15 protein-coding genes are annotated in these 16,541 nt (G+C 68.4%); 8 read left to right on the top strand and 7 right to left on the bottom strand.

The features are described 5' to 3' along the window. Positions 1–115: 115 nt before the first annotated feature. From mreD to ACFPAH_RS16125, 4 genes are all read left to right on the top strand, one after another. Positions 116–634 (top strand): rod shape-determining protein MreD, encoded by a 519-nt coding sequence (gene mreD, locus ACFPAH_RS16140; protein WP_379747304.1) that lies wholly within the window; start codon positions 116–118, stop codon positions 632–634. 69 nt (positions 635–703) lie between these two features. Then, the gene (mrdA, locus tag ACFPAH_RS16135; RefSeq protein ID WP_379747302.1) at positions 704–2,638 is read left to right on the top strand and encodes a penicillin-binding protein 2; all 1,935 of its coding nucleotides are present in this window, start codon (positions 704–706) and stop codon (positions 2,636–2,638) included. A 10-nt stretch (positions 2,639–2,648) separates the two neighbouring features. Then, positions 2,649–3,764 carry a rod shape-determining protein RodA gene (gene rodA, locus ACFPAH_RS16130; protein ID WP_379747300.1) on the top strand — a complete coding sequence of 372 codons (1,116 nt, stop codon included), beginning with the start codon at positions 2,649–2,651 and terminating at the stop codon, positions 3,762–3,764. Positions 3,765–3,779: 15 nt separating this feature from the next. Beyond that, the gene (locus ACFPAH_RS16125) at positions 3,780–4,781 is read left to right on the top strand and encodes a septal ring lytic transglycosylase RlpA family protein (RefSeq protein WP_379747298.1); all 1,002 of its coding nucleotides are present in this window, start codon (positions 3,780–3,782) and stop codon (positions 4,779–4,781) included. Between the two features lie 159 nt (positions 4,782–4,940). Here ACFPAH_RS16125 and ACFPAH_RS16120 read toward each other — a convergent pair whose 3' ends face one another. From ACFPAH_RS16120 to argS, 7 genes are read right to left on the bottom strand one after another with little or no spacing between them, the layout of a single operon-like run. Beyond that, positions 4,941–5,672, bottom strand: coding sequence for an SPOR domain-containing protein (locus ACFPAH_RS16120; protein WP_379747296.1), 732 nt, complete (start codon positions 5,670–5,672; stop codon positions 4,941–4,943). After that, positions 5,669–6,439: a type III pantothenate kinase gene (locus tag ACFPAH_RS16115; protein WP_379747294.1), complete on the bottom strand. Its 771-nt coding sequence runs from the start codon at positions 6,437–6,439 to the stop codon at positions 5,669–5,671. Before ACFPAH_RS16115 ends, ACFPAH_RS16120 begins: the two co-directional genes overlap by 4 nt. Next, the gene (locus ACFPAH_RS16110; RefSeq protein ID WP_379747292.1) at positions 6,439–7,206 is read right to left on the bottom strand and encodes a biotin--[acetyl-CoA-carboxylase] ligase; all 768 of its coding nucleotides are present in this window, start codon (positions 7,204–7,206) and stop codon (positions 6,439–6,441) included. Before ACFPAH_RS16110 ends, ACFPAH_RS16115 begins: the two co-directional genes overlap by 1 nt. Beyond that, positions 7,203–7,994 carry an SDR family oxidoreductase gene (locus ACFPAH_RS16105; protein ID WP_379747290.1) on the bottom strand — a complete coding sequence of 264 codons (792 nt, stop codon included), beginning with the start codon at positions 7,992–7,994 and terminating at the stop codon, positions 7,203–7,205. The genes ACFPAH_RS16110 and ACFPAH_RS16105 overlap by 4 nt, the downstream gene beginning before the upstream one ends. Further along, a complete protein-coding gene (locus tag ACFPAH_RS16100) occupies positions 7,991–8,689 on the bottom strand; it encodes a thiol:disulfide interchange protein DsbA/DsbL (protein WP_379747288.1) in 699 nt (232 codons plus the stop codon). Before ACFPAH_RS16100 ends, ACFPAH_RS16105 begins: the two co-directional genes overlap by 4 nt. 15 nt (positions 8,690–8,704) lie before the next feature. Then, on the bottom strand, positions 8,705–9,388 hold the full coding sequence (locus ACFPAH_RS16095; protein ID WP_379747286.1) for an SPOR domain-containing protein: 684 nt from the start codon (positions 9,386–9,388) through the stop codon (positions 8,705–8,707). Between the two features lie 10 nt (positions 9,389–9,398). After that, entirely contained in the window at positions 9,399–11,150 is a 1,752-nt protein-coding gene (argS, locus tag ACFPAH_RS16090) for an arginine--tRNA ligase (protein ID WP_379747284.1), read from the bottom strand. 145 nt (positions 11,151–11,295) lie between these two features. Between argS and rsmB the strand changes: the two genes are divergently transcribed. Genes rsmB through ACFPAH_RS16070 form a run of 4 tightly spaced genes read left to right on the top strand, consistent with a single transcriptional unit; the run spans position 11,296 to position 16,538 of the window. After that, on the top strand, positions 11,296–12,852 hold the full coding sequence (gene rsmB, locus ACFPAH_RS16085) for a 16S rRNA (cytosine(967)-C(5))-methyltransferase RsmB (RefSeq protein ID WP_379747282.1): 1,557 nt from the start codon (positions 11,296–11,298) through the stop codon (positions 12,850–12,852). A gap of 45 nt (positions 12,853–12,897) precedes the next feature. Then, complete coding sequence (locus ACFPAH_RS16080; protein ID WP_379747280.1) at positions 12,898–13,461, top strand: DUF4390 domain-containing protein; 564 nt, start codon at positions 12,898–12,900, stop codon at positions 13,459–13,461. Between the two features lie 3 nt (positions 13,462–13,464). Next, positions 13,465–15,756 (top strand): sensor histidine kinase, encoded by a 2,292-nt coding sequence (locus ACFPAH_RS16075; RefSeq protein WP_379747278.1) that lies wholly within the window; start codon positions 13,465–13,467, stop codon positions 15,754–15,756. Between the two features lie 59 nt (positions 15,757–15,815). Next, entirely contained in the window at positions 15,816–16,538 is a 723-nt protein-coding gene (locus ACFPAH_RS16070) for a response regulator (protein WP_379747276.1), read from the top strand. Positions 16,539–16,541 lie beyond the last annotated feature (3 nt).

Below are 16,541 nucleotides of genomic sequence, written 5' to 3'. Positions count from 1 at the left end.
CGCCGCGCCAGGCGCCGGCGGGCGCCGCCCAGCCCGGCGCTGCCCGCCCGGCGGCCGCCTCGGGCGCCACCCTGACAACGCCGGCACAGCCGGCCATCCGGAAGGAGGGCACCTGATGCCCGGACACCGCGCCAACTACATCCTGCTGCCGGTCAGCCCGCTGTTCATCGCGTTCAGCCTGACCTGCGCCTTCATGCTCAACCTGCTGCCCTGGGGCCAGTGGACCGGGGCGCCCGATTTCGTGGCCCTGGTCCTGGTCTTCTGGGGCATCCACCAGCCGCGCAAGGTCGGCATCGGCGTCGCCTTCGGCATGGGCCTGCTGATGGACGTGCACGACGCCTCCCTGCTGGGCGAGAACGCGCTGGCCTACACGCTGCTGTCCTACGTGGCGACCATGATCCACCGCCGCGTGTTGTGGTTCCCGGTCGCGACCCAGGCGATGCACGTGTTCCCGCTGCTGCTGCTGGCCCAGGCAATCCAGTTGCTGGTGCATTTCTTTGCCACCGGCCGCTTCACCGGTTGGCTGCATTTCATCGAAAGCGCCGTGGCCGTGGCCTTGTGGCCGGTGATCACCTGGCTGCTGCTGGCGCCGCAGCGCCGCGCGGTCGACCGCGACCACACCCGCCCGATCTGATGCCGCAAGCACCATGCGGCACCCGAAGCCGCGCCCGAAGCCGCACTTACGCCATACCTGACGCAGTAGATGACTGAAATTAAAGACAGCGACCGCGAGATCCACCATTTCCGCATGCGCATGACCGTGCTGCTGGGGCTGGTGTTCGTCTGCTTCGGCATCCTGGTGGCCCGCTTCGTGTGGCTACAGGTGATCCAGCACGAAAAATACCATTCGCAGGCCGAGGACAACCGCATCGCCCTGGTGCCGATCGTGCCCAATCGCGGCCTGATCGTCGACCGCAACGGCGTCGTCCTGGCGCGCAACTACTCGGCCTATACGCTCGAGATCACACCCTCCAAGCTGCAGGCGAACATGGAATCGGTGATCGACGAGCTGGCCAAGCTGGTCTCGATCGAGGCGAAGGACCGCAAGCGCTTCAAGCGGCTGCTGGAAGAATCGCGCAGCTTCGCCAGCGTCCCGCTCCGCACCCGCCTGACCGACGACGAGGTGGCCCGTTTCACCGCCCAGCGTTTCCGCTTCCCGGGCGTCGAGGTGCAGGCGCGCCTGTTCCGCCAGTACCCGCTGGGCGAAGTGGCCTCGCACGTGGTCGGCTACATCGGCCGCATTAACCAGAAGGAAGCCGATGCGCTGGCCGACAGCGAGAACGCCGCCAACTACAACGGCACCGAACACATCGGCAAGGAAGGCCTGGAGAAGCGCTACGAGAGCTACCTGCACGGCACCACCGGCTACGAGCAGGTCGAGCGCACGGCGGGCGGACGCGCGATCCGGACCCTGGCGCGCCGCGCGCCGGTCCCGGGCAGCAACCTGATCCTGTCGATCGACATCGAGCTGCAAAAGGTCGTCGAGGAAGCCTATGGCGACCAGCGCGGCGCCTTCGTCGCGATCGAGCCGGAGACCGGCGATGTGCTGGCCTATGTCTCGCGTCCGGGCTTCGACCCGAACCTGTTCGTCGACGGCATCGACACCCAGAGCTGGAACGAACTGAATACCTCGCTGGACCGGCCGCTGATGAACCGGCCGCTGTCGGGCACCTATCCGCCCGGCTCGACCTTCAAACCCTTCATGTCGCTCGCCGCCCTGGAACTGGGCCTGCGCCGGCCCTCGGACGCGATCCGCGACATCGGTTTCTTCATGCTCGGCGGGCACCGCTTCAACGACGACAAGCCCGGCGGGCACGGCGTGGTCGACATGTACAAATCGGTGGTCGAGTCCTGCGACACCTATTATTACCAGCTCGGCAACGAGATGGGGGTCGACCGGATGGCCGCCTTCATGCGCCCGTTCGGCTTCGGCGAGCTGACCGGCATCGACCTCGACCACGAAAAGACGGGCGTGTTGCCGTCCAAGGAATGGAAGGCGCACCGCTTCCGGCGCAACCGGCAAGCCGCAAAATGGGTCGGCGGCGACACCATTTCGATCAGCATCGGCCAGGGCTTCAACAACTACACCATGATCCAGCTGGCGCACGCGGTGGCCAACCTGGCCAACAACGGCGTGGTCATGAAGCCGCACCTGGTCAAGCTGATCGAGGACGGCGCGACGCGCCAGCGCACGCTCACGGTACCGAAGGAAAGCCGACGCATCCCGCTCAAGCAGGAAAACATCGACTTCATCAAGCAGACCATGGTGGGCGTGACCCAGGATTCGAACGGTACCGGCCGCCGCGCCTTCGCCAACGCCGGCTATGTTTCGGCGGGCAAGACCGGTACCGCCCAGGTGATCGGCCTGAAAGGGCAGAAGTACAACGCCAACGCGATCGACGAGCGCCACCGCGACAACGCGCTGTACGTCGCCTTCGCCCCGGCCGACAAGCCGCGCATCGCCATTGCGCTGGTGGTCGAGAACGCCGGTTTCGGTGCCGCCTCGGCGGCCCCGATCGCCCGCAAGGCGCTCGACTATTACCTGCTCGGCAAGCGCCCGACGCCGCCCACGCCTGCCGCGGACGCCAAGACCGCCGCCAAGACCGCCCCCAAGGCCGTCGCGGCAGCCCAACACTAGGAACCAGCAGATGGCCTATTATCCCGAGCGGCGCTCGCTCAGCCGCCGCCTGAAGCCGTATTTCAACGTATTCGACTGGCCGCTGGCCATGATCCTGTTCATGCTCGTCACCACCAGCATGATCACGATGTCCTCGGCCGGCACCGAATTCCCGGGGCGGGTCGAAGCGCAGATGCGCAATTTCATCCTCGCCTTCTTTGTCATGTGGGCGGCCTCGCTGCTGTCGCCGCAAATGCTGATGCGCATCGCGGTGCCCGTCTATACGGTGGGGATCGCGCTGCTGGTGGCGGTGGCCATGTTCGGCATCATCAAGAAGGGCGCGCGGCGCTGGCTGCACCTGGGCGTCGACATCCAGCCCTCCGAGATCATGAAGATCGCCACGCCCCTGATGATCGCCTGGTATTTCCAGCAGCGCGCCAAGGTCGGGCACTGGAAGTCCTTCCTGGTGGCGGCCATCCTGCTCCTGGTCCCGTTCGTGCTGATCGCCAAGCAGCCCGACCTCGGCACGGCCTTGCTGGTCGGCGCCTCCGGTTTCTATGTGATTTTCCTGGCCGGCCTGCCCTGGAAGGTGCTGATCGGGCTGGCCGTGGCCGCCGCCGCCAGCATGCCGGTGGCCTGGTCGATGCTGCACGACTACCAGCGCGAGAGGGTCATGACGCTGATCGATCCGACCTCCGATCCGCTGGGCAAAGGCTTCCACATCATCCAGTCGGTGATCGCCATCGGCTCGGGCGGCATGACCGGCAAGGGCTACCACCAGGGCACCCAGGTCCAGCTCGAATTCGTGCCGGAACAGACGACCGACTTCGTGTTCTCGGTGTATTCGGAAGAATTCGGACTGGTCGGCAACCTATTTCTTTTGGTAATCTACCTGTTGCTGATCGGCCGCGGCGCGATGATTGCCGCCAACGCCCCGAACATGTTCTCGCGGCTGCTGGCCGGCGCGATCACGATGATTTTCTTTACGTATGCCTTTGTCAACATGGGCATGGTGAGCGGGATCCTGCCGGTGGTGGGAGTTCCCTTGCCTTTCATGAGCTACGGCGGTACCGCGTTCATTACGCTGGGCCTCGGCGCTGGTATATTGATGAGCATACAAAGGCACCGCAAGCTGGTGCAGACCTGAATGGAGGAGGATGCGATGACCGCTCCGAGACATCTCCCAGCGGTCATTGCCATAGCGGCATTGCTGACCGGATGCGGATCGACTGGCGAACACAAGAGCCTGATTCCGCTACCCTGGAAACACAAGGCGACCACCCACGGCCCCGTGCTGCCGGCAGCCGGTTCCGGCCGCGGCGGTTACTACAAGGACGACGGCCCCGGCCGCAACATCCCGCCCGGCCTCGAACTCGTCCCGGATGCCGTGGTGCGCGCCGAGCCCTACCATAAATGGGCGAACCGCCCCTACGAAGTCTTCGGCCGTACCTACACTCCGTTCGTGCACGAGGAACCCTTCGTCCAGCGTGGCGTGGCCAGCTGGTATGGCGTCAAGTTCCACGGCCAGCGCACCTCCTCGGGCGAACCCTACGACATGTACAAGATGACGGCCGCGCACCCGACGCTGCCGATCCCGTCCTATGCGCGCATCACCAGCATCGATTCCGGCAAATCGGTGGTGGTGCGCATCAACGACCGCGGGCCCTTCCACGCGAGCCGGGTGGTCGACGTCTCCTACACGGCGGCCCTGAAGCTGGGCCTGCTAGGCAAGGGCAGCCATGAAGTCGAGGTCGAGCGCCTGTTCGCCAACGATCCGATCCGCCTTGCGGCCGAGCGCCGCGCCGCGACCTCGGCCGCGCAGGCCCTGCCGCCGCCGCCGGAAATCGCCGCGCTGATGCTCGAAGACCGGGTCCAGACCGACAGCGCCGCGCTCGCCGAGGCGCTGCCCGCCGCGGCCGCCAAGCCGCCCGCGGCCAACGGCTTCTACCTGCAATTGGGCGCCTGGAGCCGCGCCGACAAGGCGCAGCAGATGAGCCGGCTGCTGGCCGAGGCCGAGATCGATGTCGGCAACCTGGAAGTGGCGCCTGCCGGCTCCGTGCACCGCCTGTACGGCGGGCCGTTCGAGTCGCGCGCGCAGGCGCAGCAGGCGGCGAAGGCCTTGCCGTCCGGGCTGGGCTTGAAGCCGATCGTGGTGCGGCGCTAGATAGAGGGGAGTGCGGCTGCCGTGACCGCGTGGGCACAAGTGCTCGCCCTACGAACGGCGATCGGAGGGCGTAGGGTGGGCGCGGCCGGTGTAGGCTCTTGAGCCCACGCGCTTGTACCGATGCGCACCACCGCCATGTTTCGACACATGGCGGCTAACTCACCTGCACACGTGCAGCGCCGCCGCCGCCATTCCCCGTCCCGCCTCGACGATGCGCTTGCGGATATCGGCATCGATATCGCGGAAGCGGTAGGCGAAGCGCTGCGATTGCGGTCCGCGCGGCAGGATGCGCACGCCTTGCACGCCCTGTTTCGCCAGCGTCGCCGCATGCACGCGCGCGGCCGCTTCGGTCTTGAACACACCCAGCGAGATCGCCCCGCGCAGGGGAGAATCGCCCTGCATCACGAAAAAGCTCGTCACGCCGCGTTCGCGCAGTTCGGCGCTGCGGCGGTCCGCGCCTTCCTTGCCGCCCTGCGGCGGCAAGTAGACGAGGTGGCTGGTCACTTCCTGGAAGGGGACGGTCAGGCGGGTCTGGCGCGCGCCCAGGTCGAGCCGGGCCAGGCGGGTTTCGAAACGGCGCGCGTCGCCCGGCGCGAAGGCCTCGCTTTCCAGGCAGGCGATGGGCTGAACGGCGGGCGCTGCCGGCGCGGGTTCGGCCGTGGTCTCGACCGTGGCTGCGGTCTCGGTCTCGGCCGGGGCCGCGGCCGCGGCCGCGGCGCTGGCCATGGCTTGCGCCTGCGCGGCGCTGAGCAGCACCAGCTTGTCGGCGGCAAGCTGGTTGCGCAGGCGCCCCGGCTCGCGTGCGCCGGCGTCGAAGCTGCCCAGCAGGCCTTGCCCATAGGCGAACACCAGCGCGTTCGCGCACAGCAACGCCCAGAATACGAATCTCACCACACCTTGTCTCCCACTGAGCCACCCTCCGCCGCCTCGGCCAGCAACACCGCGTGCAGACCGACCAGCACGATGTTATCGGCTAGCTGGTGCGCAATCTTGAGCGCCGGCCCGACATACGGCGCGGCGCCGCCCGAGAGGATGCAGGCGCAGCTGCCGTGGACCAGGCCGTGACTTGCCACCGCCCGCTCGATGGCACCCGCTTGGGCCGACAGGCAGCCCGACACGATGGCATCGTTGGTGTTGTCGGCGAACAGGGGCGGGGTGCTGCCCAGGATTGCCTGCGGCAGCTGGGCGGTATTGCGCGCGAGCGCGCCCGCCATCAGCGCCAGGCCCGGCAGGATCATGCCGCCCACGAAGCGGCCGCCCGGGTCGATCGCGTCGACGGTGGTGGCGGTGCCGCAGGTCGCCACTACCAGCGCCCGGCCGGGCGCCAGCGCGCGCGCGCCGATGGCGGCAGCAAAGCGGTCGCAGCCGAGCCGTTCGGGTTCGCGGTAGCCGTTGACCAGCCCGGCGCGCGCGGCGCTGGAAGCGAACCATTCGGTGCCGACCGGGCCGAGTAGAAAGGCCAGGCGCGCGCGCATGTCGGCGCCGGCCACGTTCGCGACGATGGCGCGCGTCACCCCGGCGCCGCGCCAGGCGGCCCCGGCGGCCTCGAGTTCCCCGTGCAGGGCCGCGCCGGTGGCGATCCACTCGCCCGGCGCGGCCTGCTCGCCTGCCAGCGCCCACTTCACCCGGGTATTGCCCGCATCGACCAGCAGCAGCATCAGGCGCCTTTCACGCGCAGCGAGACGTCGCCGGCAAGCACCGCGACCCGGCCCTCGGCCGTGTCGAGCAGCAGGCGGCCGGCGTCGTCCACGCCGGCGGCGACCCCTTCGTGCACGATCCTGCCGCCGTCGAGCAGGGTGACGGTTTCGCCCTGCCAGGCATGGCGCAGGTTCCAGCGCGCGGCGAACAGGCCGAAGCCGCCGCGCTCGAATTCGCGCAGGGCCGCGGCCAGGCCGTCGAGCAGCGCCGCCATCAGCGCATCGCGCTCCATGCGCGCCAGCCAGGGCAGGGAGGCGACGTTGCGGCCGATTTGCGCTTCCATGTCGTCCGGCATCAGGAGGTTCAGGCCGATGCCGATCACGGCCCAGGTGCCGCCGCCGGGCGCGGCTTGGGTCTCGATCAGGATCCCGGCCAGCTTGTCGCCGTCGCGCAGCACGTCGTTCGGCCATTTCAGCGCAACCTGCACGCCGAGCCGCTCGAGCGCCTCGGCCAGCGCGACGCCGACCGCCAGCGGCAGGCCGGCCAGGCGCGGCAAACCGCCCTCGAAACGCCAGGCCAGCGAGAAGGTCAGCGAGCCTTCGCTCGACGACAGCCAGCTGCGTCCGGCCCGCCCGCGTCCGGCGGTCTGGTTGCGCGCCACCAGCAGCAGCGGTGCGCGCAGGCCGGCGGCGCGCGCCAGCAGGTCCGCATTGGTCGAGCCGGTCTCGTCGACGACCTCGACCGCGACCGCTGCCTGCGACAGCGCGGCAATCGCCCCGGCGTTCATGCCGCCTCCTTGCACTCTTTGGTCGGGGCGCGCGAGAACAGCAGGTCGAACAGGAAGTTCGGCAGCGCGCCCAGCAGTTTGGCGACGAAGCCCATCTGCCAGGGCAGCACGCGGTAGCTGTCGCCGCGCGCGATGGCCTTGACGGCTGCGGCGGCGAAGCGTTCGACGGGCATCAGGAAAGGCATGGGGAAACGGTTGTGGCGGGTCATGGGAGTATCGATGTAGCCGGGCGCGATGGTGACGACCCGGATGCCGGAGCGCTTCAGTTCGAGCCGCAGCGATTCGCAGTAGACGCGCACCGCCGCTTTCGAGGCGCAGTAGGCGCCGGCGCCGCGCATGCCGCGCACGCCGGCAACGCTGCCGATCGCCACCAGCCGGCGCCGGCCCGGCTGCTCCTGCATCGGCTTGACGAAGGGCGCGAAGGTGGCGACGAGGGCGTTGACGTTGGTGGCGAAGACGGCGTCGAAGACGGGCAGGTCGCCCGGCCGTTCGGTCAGGGTGCCATGCGAGATGCCGGCGCAGGCGATGACGACCTCGGCGCCGCCGGCGGCCAGCAGGAAGTCCTGGGCGGCCGCGCCGAGGGCCGCATGGTCGAGGATGTCGACCGCATAGGTACGGTGGCGTTCGGGATGGGGCAGGGTGCGCACCAGGGCCTCGAGCGCCTCGCCGCGGCGGGCCAGCAAACCGAGGGTGGCGCCGCGCGCCGCATACTCGCGCGCCAGCGCGGCGCCAATGCCGCTCGAGGCGCCGGTGATGAAGACCCGGTCGGCTCCAGCCGCCCCGGTCATTTCTTGTCCGCTTTGGCCGCTTTGGCTTTTTCCACCAGTGCGTCCATCACGCGCAGGGCGTTGGCCTGCAGTTCGGTTTCGTCATGGCTGCCGGCGTGATCGTGGGCGGCGCCGCTGCTGGCCATCGACGGCGAGGTGATGAAGCGGCCGTCGATCGCGACCAGCGGCCAATGGTCGACCTTGTACTCGTTCATCATGACGGCGGCGCGGCGCACCTTGGCCTGCACCCCGAACGAGCGATAGGCGTTCTCGAAGCGGGCGCGGTCGATGCCGGCTTGCGCGGCCCAGGCCAGCACCTGCTCGTCGTCGGCCAGGCGCAGGCGCTGCTGGTGCATGGCGGCGAAGGCCTTGGCGTGGTATTGCGGCAGCAGGCCGAGCGCCTCGAGCGTGTAATACAGGCGCTGCTGGGCGAGGCCGCGCTGGCCGGCATCGACGTGCACGCGCCGGAAGGCGATGTTGTCACCCTGCTTTTTCACCCAGTTTTCCAGCAGCGGCTCGAATGCATTGCAGTGCGGACAGGCGTAGGAGAAGAATTCGATGACTTCGACCTGCTTGCCGGCCGGGGTGTCCAGTTTCTGCGGCAGTACCTGGTACTGCTCGCCTTCCTTGGGGGCCGCGGCGGGCGCGGCGAAGGCCGACGCTCCGGCCAGGCTGAGGACGGCGGCGGTGCACAACATGCGGCGAAGCAGGTTCATCGAATCTCCTTGGGATTATTTCTGGTTGCGGACGATCGCGACGTCGATGCCGCTGTCGAGCAGCTTGGCGCGCGCCTTGTTGACGGCTTCGACCTGGCTGAACGGGCCGAGGCGCACCCGGTGCAGCACGCCGCTGTCGCTGCTGCGGTCGCTGATGGCGGCTTCGAAACCGAGCAGGGCCAGCTTGGCGCGGGTGTTTTCGGCGTCCGACATGTCGCGGAAGGCGCCGGCCTGCAGGTAGTAGACATACTTGTCGTCGCCGCCGGCCGCAGCCGGTGCCGCCGGTGCCGCCGGTGCCGCCGCTGCCGCCGGGGCCGCCGGCGCCGCTTTCGGCTCGGCCGCTTCGGTCATGCCGGCAATCGCCTGGCCGAGCGGGTCGGAGTCGGTGGCCGCCGCCGGGGCCGGCGCCGGTGCCGGTGCCGCGGCCTTCGCCGCTTCGCGCGCGGCGATCTGCTTGTTCGCTTCGCGCGCGGCTTCGCGGTTGCCGTACATCGGCTTGTTCGGGTCGCTCGCCAGGCTCGGCTCGAGGTCGGCCGGACGGCCCATCTTGTTCGAGCGGTCGGTGAACGGCGAGGCGCCCTTGGTGATCATCAGCGCGACCACCACCGCAATGCCCAGGCCGATGATCAGGCCGATGATGATGCCGGTCAGGGTGCTGCCGCGCTGGCGCAGGAGGGACGGAAAACGGAGGATGGTCATGTCGCTTGGCTTATGCTTGAGGTTCGTCTTGTGGTTCCGCTGGTGCGCGTTCCATCTTGGTCGGGGCCGACACGCCGATCAGGGCCAGGCCGTTGCGCAGCACCTGGCGGGTCGCCGTGGCCAGGGCCAGGCGCGCCAGCTTGAGCGGCTCGTCGTCGTCGAGCAGCCATTTATGCGCGAAGTAGTAGCTGTGCAGTTCGCCGGCCAGTTCGCGCAGGTAGAACGCGACCTGGTGCGGGCCCAGTTCCATTTTCGCGCGCGCCAGCATCTCGGGATAGGCCGCCAGCTTCGACAGCAGGCCGGCCTCGTGCGGGGTCGTCAGCGGCGACAGGTCGACCGTGGCCAGCGTGGCTTCGTCGCCGCCCCAGTTCGCCAGCGCCGAGCAAATGCGCGCGTGGGCGTACTGCACGTAGTACACCGGGTTTTCTTCGCTGGTCGCCAGCGCCACGTCGACGTCGAACACGAATTCGGTATCGGCCTTGCGCGAGATGAGGAAGAAGCGCACGGCGTCGCGCCCGCGCGTGATGTCGCCGTTGCCCGACCATTCGATCAGGTCGCGCACGGTGACGTAGGAGCCGGCGCGCTTCGAGATCTTGACCTCTTCGCCGTTCTTCATGACGGTGACCATCTTGTGCAGCACGTAGTCGGGGTAGCCCTGCGGAATGCCGATGTTCACGGCCTGCAGGCCGGCGCGCACGCGGGCGATGGTGCCGTGGTGGTCGCTGCCCTGGATATTGATGGCCTGGTCGAAGCCGCGGCGGAATTTCTGGATGTGGTAAGCGACGTCCGGCACGAAATAGGTATAGGTGCCGTCGGACTTGCGCATCACGCGGTCCTTGTCGTCGCCGTAGTCGGTGGTTTTCAGCCACAGCGCCCCATCCTGCTCGTAGGTCACGCCGGCGTCGACCAGGGCCTGCACGGCCTGTTCCACTTTACCGTCCGCGTAGAGCGAGGACTCGAGATAATAGTTGTCGAACTTGACGCCAAATGCTTGAAGGTCCTGATCCTGCTCGTTACGCAGGTAGGCGACCGCGAAGCGGCGGATCGATTCGAGGTCGTCGGCGTTGCCGCTGGCGGTGGCCGGCGCGCCGTCGCTGGCGGACACGGTTTTCCCGGCCAGGAAGTCGGCCGCGATGTCGGCGATGTAGTCGCCGTTGTAGGCCGACTCGGGCCATTCGGCGTCGCCCGGCTTGAAGCCGCGCGCGCGCGCCTGCACCGAGTTGGCCAGGGTGGCGATCTGGACGCCGGCGTCGTTGTAGTAGAACTCGCGGGTGACCTCATGGCCCTGCGACTCGAACAGCGAGGACAGGGCGTCGCCCAGCGCCGCCTGGCGGCCATGGCCGACGTGCAGCGGGCCGGTCGGGTTGGCCGAGACGAATTCGATGATCGCGTGGTGGCCGGCGCCCGACTGGCCGCGGCCGAAGGCCTCGCCCTGTTCCAGCACGGTGCGCACCACCGACTGCTTGGCGCTGGCCGCCACGCGCAGGTTGATGAAGCCGGGGCCGGCGACCTCGGCCGATTCGACCAGGCCGGCTGCCTGCGGGTCGGCCAGCAGGGCGGCGACCAGACGCGTGGCCAGTTCGCGCGGGTTGGTTTTCAGGGGCTTGGCCAACTGCATGGCGACGTTGCACGCGACGTCGCCGTGGCTCGGATCGCGCGGGCGCTCCAGGAGAACGTTCGGGGTCAGGCCGCTGCCGGCGACGATAGGCGCGAGGGCAGCCTCGAAGAGGGCAACGATCTGTTGTTTTTGTTGGGCGAGCATAGAGTGTGTTCGATAAGTTCGGTGAGGCGGTGGCGCGGCCACGGCAAACAGAAGGCCATTATACTGGTTTGCTGCAGCGCCGAATACGGCCCAGACCCGCTGCAGGGGCCCGGCTTTAAGCCGGGCCAAAGGCAGAGCCGTTACAATGTGCACCTTTCCCGTATTGACCGCCACCATGACCGACAAGCGCCCGACGCTCACCATCAAGCCCAAGGCCGCCAGCGCCGCCAAAACCCCGGCCCGTCCGGCGAACCCGGCTGCGCAGTATGCGAAGCCGAAGGCGCCGGCCCCGAGGCCGGCGGCAAGGCCCGAGGCCAGGCCTGCGGCGCCGAAGCCGGCGCCGGTGCCGGTGCGGCCCAGCCATGAGGTAAAGCCCCAGTTCCAGCACGCTTACCGCCCGGACCTGCCGGGCGATTCGCTGGCGCTGGCACTGCTCGGGGCCGCCAGCGCGGTGGCGGCCGTGCGGTCCGGCACGGCGCTGCCGCAGGCCTTGTCGAACGTGTTTGCGGCCTACGAGGCGGCGCCGCAGACGCGCGGCGCGATCCAGGACCTGGCCTACCGCAGCATGCGCGGGCTGGGCCGGGCCGACACCCTGCTGGGACTGATGACGACCAAGGCGCCGGACGTGCCGATGCTGGCCGGCCTGCTGGCCTGCGCGCTGGTGCTGCTCGACACGCCCGAGGGCGAAAGGGCCGCCTACGAACCCTTCACCGTGGTCGACCAGGCGGTGACGGCCGCCAGCCGCCATCCCGACCTGGCCCATGCCAAGGCGATGGTGAACGCCGTGCTGCGCCGCTTCCTGCGCGAGCGCGAGACGCTCGTCGGCGAGGCACTGAAGCAGCCGCTGGCGCGGTGGAACTATCCGCAGTGGTGGGTCGACGCCACCCGCGCGGCGTATCCGCGCGACTGGGAAGCCATCCTCGCCGCCGGCAACGGCCACCCGCCGCTGACGCTGCGCGTCAATACGCGCAAGACCTCGGTCGACGACTACCTGCGCCGGCTGGAAGAAGAGGGCTTCGCCGCCGACCGCCTCGGCCCGGCCGCCTTGCGCCTGCGCCAGGCGGTGAACGTGTCCCAGGTGCCGGGTTTCCATGACGGCCTGGTCTCGGTGCAGGACGCCGGCGCCCAGCTGGCCGCGCCCCTGCTCGACCTGGCCGACGGCATGCGCGTACTCGACGCCTGCGCCGCCCCGGGCGGCAAGAGCGGGCATATCCTGGAGACGGCCGCCGTCGACCTGACCGCGGTCGACGCCGATCCGCAGCGCCTGGCGCGCGTGGGCGACAACCTCGGCCGCCTCGGCCTGTCCGCCACGCTGGTGGCCGCCGAAGCGCAGGCCGCTTCCTGGTGGGATGGCCGTCAATACGACCGCATCCTGGCCGACGTGCCGTGCACGGCATCGGGCATCGTGCGCCGTCATCCGGACATCCGCTGGCTGCGCCGCAAGACCGACACGCGCCAACTTACAACACTTTCCGCGCAGATACTCGACAATCTTTGGCAGATGCTGCGGCCCGATGGTAAATTGTTGTTTGTGACATGTTCGCTCTGGCCCCAGGAATCGGAGGCGCAGGCGGCCGCGTTCGCGGCACGCCACATGGATGCCATTCGCCTCGATGCGCCGGGCCAGTTGCTGCCGACGAGTGGCGCCGACATCGACCATGACGGTCTGTTCTACGCCCTGTTCCAGAAAAGAAGGGCCTGACATTCCCGCACAATACGCTTCATTAATTTAGGTTCCGGCCCACCTGTGACTTTACGATTTTTCCGCCTCCTCGCCTGCCAGTTGCTGCTGGTCTTCGCGTGCGCAACGGCGCAGGCGGCCGACGGGATCGACATCACGATGGCGAAGATCGAGGCCACCGACGAAGGCTACCGCCTCGCCGCCAATTATTCGTTCGACCTGAACCGCGACCTCGAGGACGCCCTCCAGCACGGCGTCAAGCTCTACTTCACGACCGAGGTCGAGCTGGTGCGCCCGCGCTGGTGGTGGCGCGACGACCGCGCCGTCGCCGCCAAGCGCACCGTGGCCATTTCCTACGACGTGCTGCTGCGCCAGTATTACGTGTCCGTCCAGGGCAGCGTCCAGCAGACCTACCAGACCCTCGACGAGGCGATGTTCCAGATCCGGCGCCCGAGCCGCTGGCTGATCGCGCCGCGCGGGGCGCTCAAGCACGGCGAGACCTATGAGGTGTCGCTGCGCATGTACATGAACCGCGAGCTGCTGCAAAAGCCGCTCCAGGTGAACGCCTTCAATAATTCGGACTGGCAGCTTGCCTCGAACCGGAAGACCTTCAATTATCGTGCGGAGTAAGGCGTGAACCAGGCCATGCGCTACGCGCTGGTGGTCGGCGGGGCGATCGTCTCGATCCTGCTGTTCCTGCTCGCCTCGGCCTCCGACAACTCCGGTTTCTTCGACCGCTATTATTCCTGGCTGCTGGGGCTGAACGCGACGATCGCGTTCCTGCTGCTGGTCTTGGTGCTGGTGGCCCTCGGGCGCCTGTATTCGCGCTACAAGGCGGGGCGCTTCGGTTCGCGCCTGATGGCGCGACTGGTGCTGCTGTTCGCCGGCATCGGCATCCTGCCGGGACTGGTCATCTTCATGGTCTCGGTGCAGTTCGTCTCGCACTCGATCGAGTCCTGGTTCGACGTCAAGATCGAGGCGGCCCTGCAATCCGGCCTGAACCTGGGCCACGCGGCGCTCGACGAATCGCTCGCCGAACTGGTCGTCACCGGCCAGACCGTGGCCGCCACGCTGTCGGGCCAGGACGACGTCGGCGCCCAGCTGGCGCTGTCGCAACTGGTCGCCAACAGCGACGGCATGCAGAGCGCGATGCTGCTCGACGCCGGCGGCAAGCTCGTTGCCAGCGCCAGCGAAGACCGGCGCGCCGACCTCACCGGCGACCTGCCGAATCCGCAGATGATGCGCCAGGCCGCCATGCCCGGCGGTTACGCGCGCACCGAAGGCGGCATCGAACTCGATTTCCGGGACACGGCCGGCGCCGAGCCCGACGGGCTCGACGCTGCCACCAGCCTGCGCATGCGCGCGGTACTGGCCGTGCCCGAGCCGCCCGGCATGGCGCCGCGCTACGTGCAGCTGATGCGTTCGGTGCCGGTCAACCTGGCCTCGAACGCGGCGGTGCTGCGCAGCGCCTTTTCCGAATACCAGGCGCGCTCGGTGGCGCGCGAGGGCCTGCGCCGGATGTACCTCGAGACGCTGACCCTGACGCTGCTGCTGGCCATCTTCGGCGCCATCGGCAGCGCCGTGCTGATCGCCGGGAACCTGGCGCAGCCGCTGCTGGTGCTGGCCGAGGGCACCCAGGCGGTGGCCGAGGGCGACCTGTCGCCGCGCCCGATCGTCGAGACCAACGACGAACTGGGCACGCTGACGCGCTCGTTCAACACCATGACCGGCCAGCTGTTCGAAGCCCGGAGCGCGGTCGAGCGCAACCGCGCGGCCCTGCAAAGCGCCAAGGCCCACCTCGAATCGGTGCTGGCCAACATGTCGGCCGGCGTGCTGGTGCTGGACGCCGAAGGCACGGTGGTCAATTCGAACGAGGCTGCCTGCCGCATCCTGCAGATGGAACAGTGCCACCTGGCCGGGCCGCTGTCGAAGATCGCGGGGCTGGAAGCCTTTGCCAACGCCGTCACGCGCGCCTTCTCGACCCAGAGCGCGCAGTCGGCCGCCGGCACCACGCGCCAGCGCAGCCACTGGCAGCAGGAGATCGAGATCCCGCGCCGCGCGGGCGGGACCCCGGGCGAAGACCACGACACGACCTTGCTGGCACGCGGCTCGCGCCTGCCGGTGGGCGTCGGCAGCGGCTTCATCGTCGTCTTCGACGATATCTCGGACGTGATCTCCGCCCAGCGTTCGGTGGCCTGGGGCGAGGTCGCGCGGCGCCTGGCGCACGAGATCAAGAATCCGCTGACGCCGATCCAGCTCTCGGCCGAGCGGCTGCAGATGAAGCTCGAAGAGAAGCTGGAGCCGCCCGACGCCGCGCTGCTGGCGCGCGCCACGACCACCATCGTCAACCAGGTCGACGCCATGAAGCGCATGGTCGACGACTTCCGCGATTACGCGCGCACGCCGCCGGCGGTGCTCGAGCCGCTCGACCTGAATGCCCTGATCGAGGAGATCCTCAGCCTCTACCTGGCCGAGGACGCCACCGACATCATCCACGCCGCGCTCGACCCGGCCCTGCCGCGCGTGATGGGCGATCCGACCCAGCTGCGCCAGGTGATCCACAACCTGCTGCAGAATGCCCAGGACGCGCTGGCGGACAAGGGCGCCGAGGTGCAGTCGCCGCGCATCGACATCGCCACCGAAATCATCCACTACACCGATGCCGACGGCCTGGCCGGCACCGCGGTGCGCCTGGCCATCCTCGACAACGGTCCCGGCTTCGCGCCGAAAATCCTGGCGCGCGCCTTCGAACCCTACGTCACCTCGAAAGCGCGCGGCACCGGTCTCGGGCTGGCGATGGTGAAAAAGATCGTCGACGAGCACGGCGGGCGCATCGATGTCCAGAACCGCCCGGACGGTCGTGGCGCATCGGTCTTCATTTTGCTGTTAAAGTTAGCACAAGAGGCGAACTTGGCCGAAGTGTAAATCAGGCATAGAATCATGGCTGGAATCACAACTGTAACCCGGCGGAGACGGAAGACAAGATGGCGAACATACTCGTAGTCGATGATGAAATGGGCATCCGCGAGCTGCTCTCGGAAATCCTGGGAGACGAAGGCCACGCAATCACGCTGGCGGAAAACGCGCAGCAGGCACGCGAAGCGCGCGCGGCCGGCGCACCCGATCTGGTCCTGCTCGATATCTGGATGCCCGACACCGACGGCGTCACCCTGCTCAAGGAGTGGCAGCGCGACGGCATGCTGACCATGCCCGTCATCATGATGTCGGGCCACGCCACCATCGACACCGCCGTCGAGGCAACCCGCATCGGCGCCCTGAATTTCCTGGAAAAACCGATTGCCCTGCAAAAACTGCTGAAAGCCGTGCAGCAAGGCCTGACCCGCGCACAGGAAGTGGCGCGCGCGCCGAGTCCGCCGCCGCGGCCAAGCATGCCGCCCCCAAACGTCGAGGCGCCGCCCGTATCGAGCCCGATGTTCGCGGCCCAGCCGATGCCGGCGCCGCTCAACGGCGCGCGCGTGGGCGTGGTCGGGCACGGCGAAACCCAGGGCTACACCCTGTCCTTCGACCTGCCGCTGCGCGAAGCGCGCGACGCTTTCGAGCGCATGTATTTCGAACACCACCTGGGCCGCGAAGGCGGCAGCATGACGCGCGTGGCCGAAAAAACCGGCCTCGAGCGTACCCACCTGTACCGCAAGCTGAAGCAGCTCGGCGTCGAGCCGGGCAAGCTCGGCAAGCGCAGCGGATAAGGC

This window comes from Massilia sp. GCM10023247 (assembly GCF_042653325.1).
Taxonomy (GTDB): Bacteria; Pseudomonadota; Gammaproteobacteria; order Burkholderiales; family Burkholderiaceae_D; genus Telluria.
Note: the sequence above shows the minus strand (reverse complement) of the source record. Positions and strands in the feature narration are given on the sequence as shown.